Source organism: Exiguobacterium sp. s140, assembly GCF_018617035.1.
Lineage (GTDB): Bacteria > Bacillota > Bacilli > Exiguobacteriales > Exiguobacteriaceae > Exiguobacterium > Exiguobacterium profundum.
Map to the genome: position 1 here is coordinate 266,675 of NZ_JACSJK010000003.1, position 13,528 is coordinate 280,202.

Consider the following 13,528-nt stretch of genomic DNA (forward strand, 5'->3'; position numbering starts at 1 on the left):
AAACAGCATCGCTGTTCATAGAAGGAGGAAATCGTATGGCGAAGATAGAGTTTGAAGTCGGACAAGTTATCAGTGTATTGGAGGGGGCTTTCTTCGGTGAGAAACGGAATCCACGAGAGCTTAAGGATTATAAAGTGAAATCATTCAATGGGACAAGCGTCTATCTGGTTCCCGTAGATGACGAGATGACTCAGTTCCCGGCTCGATTCAATCGCAAGACGCTAACATCAAAATCAAGCTTTGGTCAATCTGCGTCTCATATCATCTTGGACAAGGATGCGTACTTCGAGAAGTTGGACGAGAAGAAGCGAATCCGTCGATTGAAGGAAGAAATTCTTGTGAATCTAAAGGAGAGTATGAATGAGGAAACCTTGAAAAAGGTTTTGGCATTGTTGAAAGATTGAAACGGAGCGGACACCACGGATGATGAAACAACGGTCTCTGTGGTGTTCGATAAAGGACAATAAAAAGGGGAGAGGTTACATGTTGATTGCAAAGAAGGATTGTATCATTTGCCACGGAAATGGCTTGGTCGGGACATACTATCATGCGATAGATGAAAACGATGTGGAGCCATGTGAATGCGTCTATGAAGAGAGCAACATCTTGTTGTTCAATAGCACGAAACAAAAATATGTAAGTCGAATCGAAGAAGAAGTTGTCTTCTTAACATCATCAGATGCTAAAGCAGTCGTATTTTCTGATGACAAGACGGCACAGCTCCTAATCGATAAGTTGAACCAGGATTCCAACGACCAATTCACAATGGTCTTACAATGAAATTTAATATTGACTATAGTCAAAAATAAAGTCATAATAATGATAAAGAGGAGATGAAGAAATTTGTAACGATATTCAGGCAGAATAACCTCAAAGGAGGACATATAAATGAACCAAAAAATTGTCTCAAACGAGGAGTACCGAAAACCCTTGACCGGCATTTCAGATGCTTCAGGAGAAATGGTCACGATTATCGGTGAACAGACGGTTCAGCTTGAAGATGGACGAATCGTTGAACAGTATCTCTATCATATCGACAGTTACGTAGCCCAAAACGGAAAGCCTTTCGCCGCTCTTAAAGAAAACATCACATTATTGGAGTCACCATGATTCTCCTCGGATTTTTCGAGGACGTCTATCTTGAAGAGATTCATATCTTGTCAGGAGAGCGCATAGTATAAAGGCGTACTTATAACATTAGGAGTCAAATGAGATGTTAAGTGGATTGCCACTCTCTATGTCTCGGACTGTCTAGCCTTGGAGGAATGATTATGCGTCATCAAACGAATCAGCAGGGAATTGACGAACTGCGAAATAGCCTTAAAGAAATGGTTCAATCAGCGACGAACGATGTCTTGAAGGATGTACGAAACTTACTGGAAGGAAAGACTCGATAAAGGGTCTTTTCTTTTTGGCTTAAAAAGCAATGCTCTCGCATATGATGAAGAATCAATATCAGCGATACAGGAGTGTCAATCGGCACAAATATAAAGGAGGATGACAGAAATGAATCTTGAAAAATCTTCTGATTACAGTCACCTATTATTAAATGATTTGGACGAAGGAGAAATCCTATTCGATGCTAGGGATTATTTGAGAAGCCTTAAATTAGCCATCGATGGTTTGACAGAAAAGCTATTCAAGACCATGGGGACTCCGGACAAGGAGATGAAATTTGAATTTCAATTTGAGAACCATAACATCAGATGTGGTGTATGCGGCACAGAGAATTCAATAGACAATCAGTTGATTGAGGATTTGAGATATGGCGACTACGAGTATTATCACACCTGTCATATCTGTAGTCTGCATGAATCCTATGTATATGGTGAAAGTGCCATCTATTTTGATGGGATATTGTGGACGTATTCGCATCATGAAACGATGGAATCGGAATCCTATCTCACCCGAGAGAAAGAGACCACAGTCGTTGGGGTTATCTTTCGAAAATTATTGGATGAGAAGGAACTTTCAGAGGACGAAAAGTCATACATGAAGTTGTTGCAGAAATATACAACTGTCGAGGGTGACTTCTTGCTCCAAGAATGGATGAAATCTGACGAAGATGGATGCTAAATGGTCATCTGTTCATGGTTAATAGAAAAAGGAGGGGTTAGGCGTGAATCCAGAGATTTTTAAAGGACTGAACTTGAATGTCAACGAGTTAAGCAACCTATACACAGACTTAGGGAATTCAATGAATATCAGCAGTGACAAGCTCCATGAATTGTTGAGCACCATTCTTGAGAACAATGAGGGCAGTGAGCGCTTTGAACGCTTCAAGGATGTCTATCAACCTGGTGCCAATGAGGAATGTCCCGTGTGCTCGAATGCATTGATACGCAAAAAGCATACAGCTTATCAGGCAATATGTAACGTATGTGGTCTTGAGGGCGGCGTATTCGATGGAGCGCTTGGTTATCATCTGTCATTTGACGGCTTTGAATGGTATATCTCAAAGGCGAAAGCAGAAAACGATGTCGTTTCTCTTCGTCAGATTGGTGAACATCAGAGAATGGTGTTCTCTTGGTACAAAGAGCTCTTCACAAAAGGAGAGAATGAGGGACATGACGACTTAAAACGTGCAACTCCTTCCATGGAGGCATTCAATCCAAAAAAAGACTCCTAAGAATAGGGGTCTTTTTATTCGCTCTTGAACTCAACTTCTATGTCACCTTTCTTCATCTTGAAGCTGATTTTCTTTTCTCTCAAGACGTATAATGCGCCAAGAGAACCTGCAATGATTAATGCTCTGTCCGGGTGTTTCTCAATTGCAACTGCCAAACCCTTTCCGACCTTTTCCATAAACTCTTTAGTCTGTACGGTATAACTCAGCTCTGGCTTCAATTCATTCACATCAACACACCCTTTCAATGTCGTAACTCAACTATACGTCCTTATCTTCTACATTGTCCATCATGCTTAAATGGACAGACGACTGCATAGGATAAAAGGAAAAGAAACGAAGGTATGAATTTTCCATGTGAATATAAAAGGAGGGTGCGGGAGATGAAAGCGAACCCGGATTTATTAATCGTTTTAGATAAGTACTTGAATCGTGATTATCAGGAAGACAATGTTCTGAATCGCTGTCCTGTTTGTGGAGAAAAAATGAAGTCTGAAACGGACACGTTGGAGCATATTGTGTGTGCATCGATTGATGCATGTGAAGAGTGTGGTTATGTGGAGGAATATGCGTATGGGGCGTTTCGAGCGGGATTCAATGGAGGAGAGCTACCAGAGGATAATAACTTGAATCGAATCGCATTGGGAATCCTACGCAAGTTGCATCTATTCACGAAACCGCTAAGTCGAGAGGAGTCTGATTTGTTAAACGTCTTATTAGGTGAAGAGGAAATGAGTGAGACCGCATTTGATGAATTGCAGACTGTTGTCACACATCAAAATCAATAAATGAAAGAAAAAAGACCAGTCATAGAACCGGTCTCTTTTTTATTTCGGGAAATAAAATGGATATGCGTGAACAATATCATGTTCTCCCGTATAGATACTGTCTGTCGTAAACACTTTCTGAATCAATCCCTCTGACGGAATCTTCCCTTTGAGAATATTGCTTTCAGCATGTCCCAATCCTATTGGTATAGAACAAAAATTATGCGATTGAAACAGGTTTGACGGCGTAATGACTAGGATTTCTGAATAAGATGAGACGAAAGATAAAACTCAAGTTGGAGGCGATGTGCATGTTTTGGAGAAAACAAGCGGATGTAGTCATGGAAGATGAAAGAAGCTTTGAAGAGGTAAAAGACCTGGAAGAGATGAAGGATGTTCACAATCATTTCATCACGAAAGATGGCGGGGGCTACATTGGACAGGTCAAAGTGATTGACCCTATCCAAAGACCCACGGATTACTAAAAAAGAGCCCTTAAAGGCTCTTTTGCTTTTTATAGCAAGAAGAATACTACGATTCCCACAATTACTGCGACAATCGTGATGAAAGAAAGGATTGTAAACAACATGACCATCTCTGACATATGTGTAATCATCTGGTCTTTTGTCTCGTCTTTCGGTTCTTTCAAATAGCTTTCGGCTTCTTTACCTAACGGATATAGAATCAGTCCGAAGATAAAAAGGATACCACCTGGGATGTCTTGTTCAATCACGCCTGCCACATTTAAAACGAATGAGATAAGGGATAGAATCCCTACGACCATAAACAAGGCGCCTATGATAGTTCCCCATTTGGCGATTCTCTTATAATGTTTTTCCATCTACTCACAACCTTTCATCAATATTTGATTCTATATCCTTATATGTCGGGGTGAGAATGTTATTCCAAAAAATTGTCGTAAACAATGATGAAGGCGCATAGGATAACGAAGTATTGAGACTGGAGTAGGAGATTACCTATTCGAAAACTAGAGGAGGCGATAATCGTGGATAAGCGTGCTGAATTAGAGCAAGAAATTCGTGATTTAGAACTATTGTGGGAGAATCCGCTCATTCTCTATAAAAATGACTATTTGCATTTAGTTCCCCATTCTAAAACTCCTACCGTGTGGAACGAGTTGTGGCTATATGCTAAGCGTCGTCAATTGGTGAAGTATTATTCTTCAATTGAAGGACAGAAAGACTTACAAAAACAGATATCATCCTTAAAGAAGCTTCTAACCGAGCAGGAACAGAAGGGTGCCTAATGTTCAACAGAAAAAAGAGAAGGCATTTGCCCTCTCTTTTTTTTAGAATTCTGAAGTTTCTTCTTTCTCTAGCCATTCACCCAACGAAAATGTCTTCAGGGACAAGTAAGGTACCGTGCAAGACTCTATTTCAAGGATTTGAATGTCATCCGCCGTTTTTATGAACTGAGAGAGTGTTCCATCTATGATGAACCGATTTTCGAATTCTAACCAAACATGATGGTTCCCATATACAGTACCCTCATGTATGAGAAATTGTCTTTGTAATTCTTTGTTCTTACCGGCAACCATCACGATATACCAGGGTGCGAAATATCGACACTTTCGATGTACATTCTCACCATAAGGTTTTTGATAGGCATCAACATCAAGTACGTTCCATTCTATCAGATGCCGTATAAAGTGTTCTGATGCAGGTGATAGTTGTTTGACCTCTTCAATCGTCAAATGAATCAGCTCCTCTTGTTTTTATATAGATGCATCATAAAAAAGATGGTGTTGTCGATACGGAAATAGCGTACACTGGTTAAGACCTTAAACCTTTAAAGACAAAGATTTTAAAAGATATTCTTCTCAAAGATTAAATAGATATTTATAAGAGATTAATTCAGATATTAAAACCAGTTATTGCGCAAATGAAATCCTCGAATGTCATTGGGGCTCTAAGGCTCGCATGACTTTTGTCCTTCATATTTTTTTCCCGAGATATCCACTGTTTCTGCAGATGTGGATATTTTATTTTGAGTTGGGGATATCTTTATCGAAGATGTGAATATATTCATTTCAACAGTGGATATCTTTTTTTACCCTGTGATTATTATTAGTGTAGCTGTGATTATCTTTTTTTCCAATTGAATATCTTTTTTTCAAAATGGTGCACAGTGAAAGGCGGCAAATCATTTTCGTGACGAAGATGGTATGAATACATACTAAAAAAGATAGAAAAATAAATATTTAAACTCATATATATCCATTAAAGTAATAAAATGGAAGTTTAGGGTATAGTGAAATAGCCGTGGTTTATGCGGCGATTTTACCATAGCGGTTGAAGATGTTGTTTTTGATGACAGTTCGAATAAACCCACCGATGTTCTTGATTGAATCGGGGGTGCCTGGGCTCTGTATGTAGGATGGGTACACAGCCAATGCTTGACGGACATGATTGATGCCATACTCCATCGCCATTTGCACGAGGTCATCTGTTTCTTGGTTTGTAAGGAGTAGTTCTTCTCCTTCTGAGAAGCTTTCATTAATGGCATCGACTTGTTCGTAGATTTCGGTTGTGAAGAGACGTTCTTTCTCTGTCTTCTGAACTTTCCCATTGAACTCTTCCTTCAACTGAACCGATACGTGAGTATCACCGGCGATGACAGTGAAAATATCCGACGCCTTCTGCATAAGCTCATCAATGATTTTCTTGTGATTGATATTTGATGGCATGAAGCGCTTGATATCATTGTAACTGTAGATACAAACATCTTTTTGTTCAACATGTACTTCGTTGTCGTATTTGAGAAGTGCACGAATGGCAAGACGCATTACGTTGACATTGTCCATGGAGACAAGTGCTTTCATAAACGATTGTGTCATTTGGACATAACCTGTTCCGCCTTGCTCTTTAGTAAGGTGATTTTTCTCGTAGTCTTTTATCTCCACACTAAAGAGGTCTGCTCCATACTCAGAAAAAGAAATCAGACCTAATCGTTGCAAGCGTTTGTTATTGTTTTTGATAGTTCGAACGGTACATCCCAAATGCTCCGCAAGTTCTTTTGTCGAGATAAGAGCGGCGAATCCACGAGAGTCTACAAAGTAATGATATGTAATCATTTGAAGAAGTTGATACTTAGACAACCGCTCATGTTCGACGGTCGTGCTCTGTTTAATCTTATACTGGTGACGTTCGTTCATATAGACGACTTTGGATGTTCGGTTCTGGCGATTGAACGGGCAATGGTTCATGCAGATATGTTCTTTGCGTTCCACATCAAACCCTTGCAATGCACATTCTACAGGACATGAAGAATAGTCGATTTCCTCGATTACCTTCTCAATCTTATAATTTTCGCAGACTCCTGCCATTTGAATAAGCAGACGTTTTCCAACCTTTGCGATTTCTTTGAACGGCATTGTCATCGTCATCATTGAACACCTCCTATAAAGTAGTCTCGTTATACAAGAATCATTGTAGAGGATAATAAAAGACTTGTCGAAGTGACCAAAAGTGTCATCTCGGAACGGTAAAACTGGAACACTTGAATCTAAATGTGTTGGTATGAGTGGGTTTTCTGGATTCGGAACCATACGTGTCACATCAGAACGGAGAATCTGGAACAGTTGCTCCGAACAGAGGAATATCAACGGTTGAGCGTCATATTTAACAAATGATGGATGTGGAAGTTAAAGGATTTCACGATTTAATCAAGCAAACAGGACTATTTTGTCACGTCGGAACGGATAAAACGGAACAGTTAGGTATATAGTCTTATGATTTCTAAGAAAATTGTCACGTCAGAACGGAAAACTTGGAACACTTGCTCAAAAATACTCTAAAAATTGAGTAAAAAAAATGTAAAAAAATATTCGAATTTCGATGTCACTTCAGAACGGAGAATTTGGAACAGTTTGATGAAGAGCTTATAAAAGGGCAGAATATAGCCATTCCACAGAAAAATAAAAAAATTTTCTGTTGTTCTGTTGCTTAACGATTGATTTTCATGGCTTATATGTCACCTTAGAACGGAGAAATTGGAACACCTTCCGTCAGATGTCATCTCAGAACGGAGAATCTGGAACACTCTAAGCCTCTTGTCCGTTCAGAACGGAGAAAAGAGAACACTTGAGTGTAAAATGTCATCTCGGAACGGAGAATTTGGAACAGAGAACCTCGAACAAGCCTCTTTTCAGCAGATAGAGTCATTTCAAACGTCATGATATACTTTTAATGAAGAGTCAGATGAAGAACAGAAGAGGAGGGATGACATGGAGATACCAAATGAGATTACTCAAAAGCTTTCAGATGCAATCCTAAGACACTTCGATGGGTTGTATCGAGAATCTCTCTATCCAAAGCTTCAAATCGAGCCTGAACCATACCTCCTACATCTCGCAAATGAAGTGTTTGATGAACTCAGTAACTTGATAGAAGTAACGGAAGAAACATTGACACCGATTGCAAAGAGACGACAAGTCACAAAAAGACGTTGGCTCAACAAGGAGCTAGAAGACAATAAGAAATCAGGGTTCCATGCTGAAATTAATCAGGTCGCAAAACATCTTTTTGAAAACTATCCATTAGAGAAATTTCGCGCTGTTTACGAGGTCGAAAGTTTGGACGAGTTGAAAATGAAGATGCTAAATGAACTGACGACGTGGATGAGAGACGATGATGCACTGATGTGCAATTTCCCTTACATCAAAAGCAAACCGACAAAATCAATCTTATCTGCACTTAAAAATGATATCCAATACTTAATTGTTAAAACGGTGAAGGAAGAGAGTCCAAGAGGGGAACAAAGCCCGGTCATTTCTGTCCCTAACTCTATAACCAATTTCCCGTATGACCATACAAACCGCATTAAGATTAATGCAAATGAGTTGGTCGAAGATAACTTTTTCCAAAACGTATATCTAATTGATGATAAGACCAAATTCGAGTCACGAATCAAGGTGGAGGCATTAGAAGAAGGTTTGATGCGGGAGAACCTTAAAATGTTGAACAGTCGTGACCAAGAGATTCTCATTTATCTGATGTCGTTGAAGCATGAAGCCCTATATCAACCCGTCCCGATGGTCGTAGAGATAGGTGACATTGTGCGAGCAGTTTATCACAATGATAGTAAGAAGAGTTATATGGCAGTAAAAGAGAGCTTGATTAAAATGGATTTCATGGAGATGCGAATCATAGATGAGAAGACACTCCGTTCCACAAAGACTGAAATCTTTTACAATGTCACGATTGAGGCAGATGAAGTAACCGGTAAAGAGGTCGCCCGAATCATATTCAGTGAAAATTTGATTCATGAATTCGTCAAGAACCAGACGGTGAGCATTTACAAGAAAATTATCGACCGGTTCGAATTGAAATCATCCAAGGTCTTGATTTACGCACTACAGAGACAACGAATACTGTTAGCTACCCAAACAGAAGATAGTAATCCAATATTGTTTCAAACGAATCTCAATTTCTTCCGTGGGGCTCTCGTGTTCGGAACGAAGCGGCGAACGAATCAAATCAGAATCATAGAGGAAACTTTAGATGAAATCGTTGAAAGTGAGATTACATTGAAGAGCTATTCGAGAAAAGGCGATATTTTTCAACTGGAATTCTATCCGTTCAGTGATAAGGAACGTATCGATTTGCTGAACAAGAATCAAAACGCATCGCAATTTTTGACGCATAAGCCAAAATAAAAAAACCGCCTCAAACAGAGACGGTTTTTTTCTCTAGGCTAGATTCAAGCTCATCAGTACTTATCATTTCATACTGATAGTTTATTTCTGTACGTTCAGAAACAATAAGATGCTCTTCGATGGCGTGAGTTGTCACCGTCGTCTTTTCGACTTTGATTAACCTGGAGCCTCTAAATAGCTTCAGTACATCCATGAGAGAGGTAATCGAATCACAGTCCTTGAACGATTCAGGAAGGAACATGGGCGATAAGAAATCCATCGCACCAGTACCAAACTTCTCTGCTTCGTTCGAGTGTGGAACAAACTGATAGCGCATAGGGAGTTCCTTCGTAGATTCAATACCGTTTGAAACCATACCTGCAAAAAAATCATCTCCATATGCCAAAATAAAATAAGTCTCTGTAAACGTGCTAGATGAAACCATCTCTATTCCTCCTAAATCATAGATTACACATCAAAGAATGAAGAGTTAGATTGAATCTCATTGAACAGCTCTACCACATCATATGGAATAGGTGGTTCATCATGGTCGATAATTCTAGACTCATCTTTTTTCCAAACATGATGGCTGTGAGTTTTATTTACTAAACGAAATTGTTCTACATAAATATACTTATCAATCCACTCATTCAATAGCTTGACAGATAAGTCTTTCGAGTGTATCTGACTAAGGAATTCGCTATGTTCAAATGAGAATGCCTGCATGAAAGGCAGACTACTTACATCTAGCGACCCGAATAATTGATACTCTCTATATGTTATCGGACATACTGGACCAAATTTCCATTTTTCGAATGTGTATTCATCGAAAAGGGAGACAGGTTTTCCGATATGCCTCATATATTCGCAATCGATGAAATAGAGGGTCTTTTGAAGAGCTAGATGTGTCGTCAACTTCATGCCTTTCCCACCTAGCTGACGAGAAACGATATAGTTTGCCAGGTCAATTGGTGTGAGCTTAGAGACGAGTCTACGAGAAACGTTCTTCCTGAACACATGTTCCATCTCTTTAAGTTGGAATTCGCTAAGCTCAAAACGATGTTTTTCTCCGTTTACATCCAGAGTGCATGTCAAATTACCGTTTCCATTAAGCTTTTCCTCGAAATCGAATCGCTTCTGATGTGATTTCGTCAATTTTTTCATAATGATTCTCTCCTTCATATCGAATATTCAATGAATACCTAATAGCGTTTTCATATCTTATGTTGTGTCCTTTTCAATCATGCTATATCCTTCATATTTCAATCATAAAGACTGATATTCCACGGATTCGGGCATAACATAATCATGAGTCAAAAAATAAGGGTCATATATGTGACATTTCAAGGAGGAACCGGGTTATGAAAGTAACGGTTGAATTTAGCGACTATAATGTACAGGCATTTGAAGAGGGTACTGGACTAAACATTCAAGAGTTAGACCAAGAGAGCCTTCAGAGAGCACTGAGCTTTGCGCTAGGGTTTATTGATTACACAGAACCGTCAATCGCATCAGAACTCTTGAAAAAAGTGGAGGATGAAGAGCTTGATAAGCCATTCATGGAACTCTACCAAGCGGGTAAAGTGAATCAATACTACGTAGAACACGCCATTCGTAAGTGGGAAGAATCTTCTCAAAGTGTGCCGGTTCATGAGTATTTAGGTATGAGTGAGGATGATTATCGACAATACTTAGAGACACTCTCATTGCCACAGACTTAAAAAAGAAGTGCTATATGCACTTCTTTTTTTATGAACACTTTCATCTAACGTGTCATCACAATTCACATTCACACCTCCTCGTCCTACTCACTAATAGTTAATAATAGTGTATTTTTAATTATTCAAATAGTCAATAAAGAGGAGCGTAACGCTTCAAAATAGTAAAATTAAATTGACTATTGTCAAAATTATGTTAAAATGATGATGCAGTCATAGATTTAAATAGATGGAGGGGCAAGTATGCCAATGGAAATGAACCGAAGATTTATGGATGTCATCAAAGAGGATGAACAACTTCAATTCTTGCAGAAATTTGGGGAAAGAGCTGATATTCATAGCCTTCAATTCTATATGAAAAACTCACGAGTGGGTGAGGTTGCGCTGAAGGGAAAAAACTACGAATTGATGGGATTAGTGGATGTCAGTTCTTCTTTCATCAAAGTAGCGGTGAGGAAGATTTTAAGTCTCATGAACCCCTTCGGCTCGTTTGATAAGCATGTTTTTCAAACGTTTCGATTCGATGATTATTCAGTCACGATACGATATATGGATACCAAGACACCTTTTTACATGATGTCTGTAAAAAGATGAGATGCATGGTGAGTTAAGCGAGAAATACGATATAACCGCTTTCTGACGTTGTCCCTGTCCGTTATGAAGGCTTGTCTTTCCTTTGAGAAGCATTTACTATATGAATGTTGAGGCGGAGACAGAAGAGGAAGCACTTGAAAAATTTTGGGCGTCAAATCCGAGAGGGATTGTACGTAGTGTGAATGATGTACGAAAACCTACTGCTTTGCGTAACCCCGACACACTTCGTATGGGAACAGAATAGGAAGCGTAAAAAAGAATCGCATTGACCGGTTCTTTTTTATTTGGACACCTATAAAATGAAGTCATATGACATATGATGTATCGTTGACATTTGCCAACAAAACAGGTGATAGCGTGACTCACGACGGAGTGCTATCGGTTCGAGACACAGGTCTCACACTCGCATGGGGCGTTCGGAAAGAATAGCTTCGGTTGGAAGGGAGAAGAAGCGAATCTCCGTGCGAGCAAGCCTTCCCCAATGCAATTGGAATACATAAAAAAAAGCACCCGATTGGGTGCTTTTATGCTTCTGCTAACTCTACCATTTCTTTCATTGTCCGCTCAAGGTTCGGATACCCGCTCAGATAAACTAGTTTAACGTGAGGGTATTTCTCAAGTTCACCCATGAGTTTGTAATAGAATGGATGATTGAAATAATTCGTCAACACGAACACAATATCCATATTTGAAATGAAGGAAATGTCACGATTGATACTATCGACATCACGATAATCCATCGAAGGAATCGCCTTTTTCAGTTTATTCACCAATTGTGGGTGTCCACCGAACAGGACTGCTTTATTCTCCTTCATCAATTGTGTTACCTGTTCAACGACATCTACCTTTTGATGGTGCTCTGGTGTTTCTGCACGTTGATGGTAGGCATAGTTGCGAAGAGCCGTTACTTCCTTCTTGAGAGATGACGTCTCTTCCTGCCTGTTTCTCATCTGCTTGACCTGTTCTTCTAACTGAAGGATATACTCGTCTTTTTCTGACAAAAGTCTTTCCATCTCACGAGTGTTCTTCTCGAATGACTCTTTTTCAGTTTCAAGTTCACGCTTTGTCCGGATGATGTCTTGCTCCCGGATGACAAGCTCTTCTTTATCTTTGAGACTTTGGAAATAGAAATCTGAGAGCTCCTTGTAATGCTTGACCATCATGAGAATCAATACAGATGAGGTTAGGAATAATTCCCATTGTTCGTCGCTCAATCGACCGGTCTCGACACCATATTTGAAGATGGCATAAATTCCAACCAAGTCTTCTCTTTTCACTTCTGCAGAAGTGGTCAAGTTGAAATCATTCAATCTCTCCTGGCGAAGGGTACCCGTCAACGTTTTGTAATAACGTAGTAGTCCCTTATTGTATAGGACATCGTAGTCGCCCTTGCTGACAATGGTTGTCCGTTCTTCTTTTGTCAACAGATTGTTGATGATGTAAGCCTCGTGTTGTTGGAAGAACCAATCAACGCTTTGAGAAGGTGGGATTTTAAATTTGAACGCATCTTTCAAGTGAAAGAGTGCCTCTTTCTTGTACTTTTCTCTCAACTGAATGAAGTCATTGTTCGGAACTCCTAAAATTCTATTGCTCTGGTACACATTGAACAACAAATTCCTTCCGAAACTGGATTGAATCGAGCCGAACAAGTCTTTTCCAAAACAGACTAAAATCAATAGCATTAAATGGTCATGTTGTGACGCAGAGAAGTTCGGGTCCCGTCTCTCCATGAATTCGAAAAACATCTCCCATGAGAAGCGTTCTTTATTGTTTTTCACATAATCAATGTATCGTTTATAGCTTCGATTCGCCATTTCCTTAATCCACTCAAGCGAAGCATCTCGCTCATCGTGATAAGCATAGATAGAATGAACCTTGATGGTCATTGCTTTTACTGGAACCGTCAACGTGTTGAGGACGGGCATCTCATAAAAATCACTATTCTGATAGCTCTGAATTGCATCCGATTCGATAGCGGCATATTGCTCGTTGATATCGTCCCACAGTTTACGATTCGAAGAAATTGCAATGAGGGCATTCGCCTCCATCCAACGATTTTTGACGATGTCAAACTCTTCATTGTTTAACTGTACCTTTAATGAATTCTCGATGAATCTCATGTTATTACCACCTCTGATTAGTTTCCTGTTTTAGTGTAACTGACTAT

Annotated in this window: 19 protein-coding genes; 12 read left to right on the forward strand and 7 right to left on the reverse strand. The window is 39.5% G+C overall.

Annotation, left to right across the window (positions count from 1 at the left end):
- The first annotated feature begins 35 nt into the window (after nucleotides 1-35).
- The 6 genes from KNO61_RS12335 (at nucleotide 36) to KNO61_RS12355 (ending at nucleotide 2,629) form a co-directional block, all read left to right on the forward strand.
- On the forward strand, nucleotides 36-404 hold the full coding sequence (locus KNO61_RS12335; protein WP_214688338.1) for a hypothetical protein: 369 nt from the start codon (nucleotides 36-38) through the stop codon (nucleotides 402-404).
- Nucleotides 405-483: 79 nt separating this feature from the next.
- On the forward strand, nucleotides 484-780 hold the full coding sequence (locus KNO61_RS12340) for a hypothetical protein (protein WP_214688336.1): 297 nt from the start codon (nucleotides 484-486) through the stop codon (nucleotides 778-780).
- 108 nt (nucleotides 781-888) lie between these two features.
- Nucleotides 889-1,110 carry a hypothetical protein gene (locus KNO61_RS12345; RefSeq protein WP_214688334.1) on the forward strand — a complete coding sequence of 74 codons (222 nt, stop codon included), beginning with the start codon at nucleotides 889-891 and terminating at the stop codon, nucleotides 1,108-1,110.
- Between the two features lie 161 nt (nucleotides 1,111-1,271).
- Nucleotides 1,272-1,397 carry a hypothetical protein gene (locus KNO61_RS17405; protein WP_256439563.1) on the forward strand — a complete coding sequence of 42 codons (126 nt, stop codon included), beginning with the start codon at nucleotides 1,272-1,274 and terminating at the stop codon, nucleotides 1,395-1,397.
- A 109-nt stretch (nucleotides 1,398-1,506) separates the two neighbouring features.
- Complete coding sequence (locus KNO61_RS12350; protein ID WP_214688331.1) at nucleotides 1,507-2,076, forward strand: hypothetical protein; 570 nt, start codon at nucleotides 1,507-1,509, stop codon at nucleotides 2,074-2,076.
- 43 nt (nucleotides 2,077-2,119) lie between these two features.
- On the forward strand, nucleotides 2,120-2,629 hold the full coding sequence (locus tag KNO61_RS12355; protein ID WP_214688329.1) for a hypothetical protein: 510 nt from the start codon (nucleotides 2,120-2,122) through the stop codon (nucleotides 2,627-2,629).
- Between the two features lie 14 nt (nucleotides 2,630-2,643).
- On the opposite strand, the gene KNO61_RS12360 is transcribed toward KNO61_RS12355, so the two are convergent.
- Nucleotides 2,644-2,856, reverse strand: a complete 213-nt coding sequence (locus tag KNO61_RS12360) for a hypothetical protein (protein WP_214688328.1) — start codon at nucleotides 2,854-2,856, stop codon at nucleotides 2,644-2,646.
- Nucleotides 2,857-3,009: 153 nt separating this feature from the next.
- On the opposite strand from KNO61_RS12360, the gene KNO61_RS12365 reads away from it, so the two are divergent.
- Both KNO61_RS12365 and KNO61_RS12370 read left to right on the forward strand, forming a co-directional pair.
- Entirely contained in the window at nucleotides 3,010-3,414 is a 405-nt protein-coding gene (locus KNO61_RS12365) for a hypothetical protein (RefSeq protein ID WP_214688326.1), read from the forward strand.
- Between the two features lie 290 nt (nucleotides 3,415-3,704).
- Nucleotides 3,705-3,878, forward strand: coding sequence for a hypothetical protein (locus KNO61_RS12370; RefSeq protein ID WP_214688324.1), 174 nt, complete (start codon nucleotides 3,705-3,707; stop codon nucleotides 3,876-3,878).
- A gap of 29 nt (nucleotides 3,879-3,907) precedes the next feature.
- Here KNO61_RS12370 and KNO61_RS12375 read toward each other — a convergent pair whose 3' ends face one another.
- Nucleotides 3,908-4,234, reverse strand: coding sequence for a hypothetical protein (locus KNO61_RS12375; protein WP_214688322.1), 327 nt, complete (start codon nucleotides 4,232-4,234; stop codon nucleotides 3,908-3,910).
- A gap of 165 nt (nucleotides 4,235-4,399) precedes the next feature.
- Here KNO61_RS12375 and KNO61_RS12380 point away from each other — a divergent pair, with 165 nt between their 5' ends.
- On the forward strand, nucleotides 4,400-4,660 hold the full coding sequence (locus KNO61_RS12380; RefSeq protein ID WP_214688320.1) for a hypothetical protein: 261 nt from the start codon (nucleotides 4,400-4,402) through the stop codon (nucleotides 4,658-4,660).
- 42 nt (nucleotides 4,661-4,702) lie between these two features.
- Here the strand turns inward: KNO61_RS12380 and KNO61_RS12385 are convergent, their stop codons facing one another.
- Both KNO61_RS12385 and KNO61_RS12390 read right to left on the reverse strand, forming a co-directional pair.
- Complete coding sequence (locus KNO61_RS12385; protein WP_214688319.1) at nucleotides 4,703-5,107, reverse strand: hypothetical protein; 405 nt, start codon at nucleotides 5,105-5,107, stop codon at nucleotides 4,703-4,705.
- 573 nt (nucleotides 5,108-5,680) lie between these two features.
- Nucleotides 5,681-6,802, reverse strand: coding sequence for a helix-turn-helix domain-containing protein (locus KNO61_RS12390; RefSeq protein ID WP_214688316.1), 1,122 nt, complete (start codon nucleotides 6,800-6,802; stop codon nucleotides 5,681-5,683).
- An 837-nt stretch (nucleotides 6,803-7,639) separates the two neighbouring features.
- Here KNO61_RS12390 and KNO61_RS12395 point away from each other — a divergent pair.
- Nucleotides 7,640-9,070, forward strand: coding sequence for a hypothetical protein (locus KNO61_RS12395; protein WP_214688314.1), 1,431 nt, complete (start codon nucleotides 7,640-7,642; stop codon nucleotides 9,068-9,070).
- A gap of 10 nt (nucleotides 9,071-9,080) precedes the next feature.
- Here KNO61_RS12395 and KNO61_RS12400 read toward each other — a convergent pair whose 3' ends face one another.
- Nucleotides 9,081-9,494: a hypothetical protein gene (locus KNO61_RS12400; protein WP_214688313.1), complete on the reverse strand. Its 414-nt coding sequence runs from the start codon at nucleotides 9,492-9,494 to the stop codon at nucleotides 9,081-9,083.
- Nucleotides 9,495-9,517: 23 nt separating this feature from the next.
- Nucleotides 9,518-10,213, reverse strand: coding sequence for a Panacea domain-containing protein (locus KNO61_RS12405; RefSeq protein WP_214688311.1), 696 nt, complete (start codon nucleotides 10,211-10,213; stop codon nucleotides 9,518-9,520).
- Nucleotides 10,214-10,410: 197 nt separating this feature from the next.
- Here KNO61_RS12405 and KNO61_RS12410 point away from each other — a divergent pair, with 197 nt between their 5' ends.
- Together KNO61_RS12410 and KNO61_RS12415 are read left to right on the forward strand one after the other, a co-directional pair.
- Complete coding sequence (locus tag KNO61_RS12410; RefSeq protein ID WP_214688309.1) at nucleotides 10,411-10,770, forward strand: hypothetical protein; 360 nt, start codon at nucleotides 10,411-10,413, stop codon at nucleotides 10,768-10,770.
- A gap of 240 nt (nucleotides 10,771-11,010) precedes the next feature.
- A complete protein-coding gene (locus KNO61_RS12415) occupies nucleotides 11,011-11,361 on the forward strand; it encodes a hypothetical protein (RefSeq protein ID WP_214688308.1) in 351 nt (116 codons plus the stop codon).
- 524 nt (nucleotides 11,362-11,885) lie between these two features.
- Here the strand turns inward: KNO61_RS12415 and KNO61_RS12420 are convergent.
- A complete protein-coding gene (locus KNO61_RS12420; protein WP_214688307.1) occupies nucleotides 11,886-13,481 on the reverse strand; it encodes a coiled-coil domain-containing protein in 1,596 nt (531 codons plus the stop codon).
- Nucleotides 13,482-13,528 lie beyond the last annotated feature (47 nt).

Bases quoted from the DNA above. Each gene is read 5' to 3' on its own strand.
- KNO61_RS12335 (WP_214688338.1), top strand. From the start codon at position 36: ATGGCGAAGATAGAGTTTGAAGTCGGACAAGTTATCAGTGTATTGGAG.
- KNO61_RS12340 (WP_214688336.1), top strand. From the start codon at position 484: ATGTTGATTGCAAAGAAGGATTGTATCATTTGCCACGGAAATGGCTTG.
- KNO61_RS12345 (WP_214688334.1), top strand. From the start codon at position 889: ATGAACCAAAAAATTGTCTCAAACGAGGAGTACCGAAAACCCTTGACC.
- KNO61_RS17405 (WP_256439563.1), top strand. From the start codon at position 1,272: ATGCGTCATCAAACGAATCAGCAGGGAATTGACGAACTGCGAAATAGC.
- KNO61_RS12350 (WP_214688331.1), top strand. From the start codon at position 1,507: ATGAATCTTGAAAAATCTTCTGATTACAGTCACCTATTATTAAATGAT.
- KNO61_RS12365 (WP_214688326.1), top strand. From the start codon at position 3,010: ATGAAAGCGAACCCGGATTTATTAATCGTTTTAGATAAGTACTTGAAT.
- KNO61_RS12370 (WP_214688324.1), top strand. From the start codon at position 3,705: ATGTTTTGGAGAAAACAAGCGGATGTAGTCATGGAAGATGAAAGAAGC.
- KNO61_RS12375 (WP_214688322.1), bottom strand. From the start codon at position 4,234: ATGGAAAAACATTATAAGAGAATCGCCAAATGGGGAACTATCATAGGC.
- KNO61_RS12390 (WP_214688316.1), bottom strand. From the start codon at position 6,802: ATGATGACGATGACAATGCCGTTCAAAGAAATCGCAAAGGTTGGAAAA.
- KNO61_RS12395 (WP_214688314.1), top strand. From the start codon at position 7,640: ATGGAGATACCAAATGAGATTACTCAAAAGCTTTCAGATGCAATCCTA.
- KNO61_RS12400 (WP_214688313.1), bottom strand. From the start codon at position 9,494: ATGGTTTCATCTAGCACGTTTACAGAGACTTATTTTATTTTGGCATAT.
- KNO61_RS12405 (WP_214688311.1), bottom strand. From the start codon at position 10,213: ATGAAAAAATTGACGAAATCACATCAGAAGCGATTCGATTTCGAGGAA.
- KNO61_RS12410 (WP_214688309.1), top strand. From the start codon at position 10,411: ATGAAAGTAACGGTTGAATTTAGCGACTATAATGTACAGGCATTTGAA.
- KNO61_RS12415 (WP_214688308.1), top strand. From the start codon at position 11,011: ATGCCAATGGAAATGAACCGAAGATTTATGGATGTCATCAAAGAGGAT.
- KNO61_RS12420 (WP_214688307.1), bottom strand. From the start codon at position 13,481: ATGAGATTCATCGAGAATTCATTAAAGGTACAGTTAAACAATGAAGAG.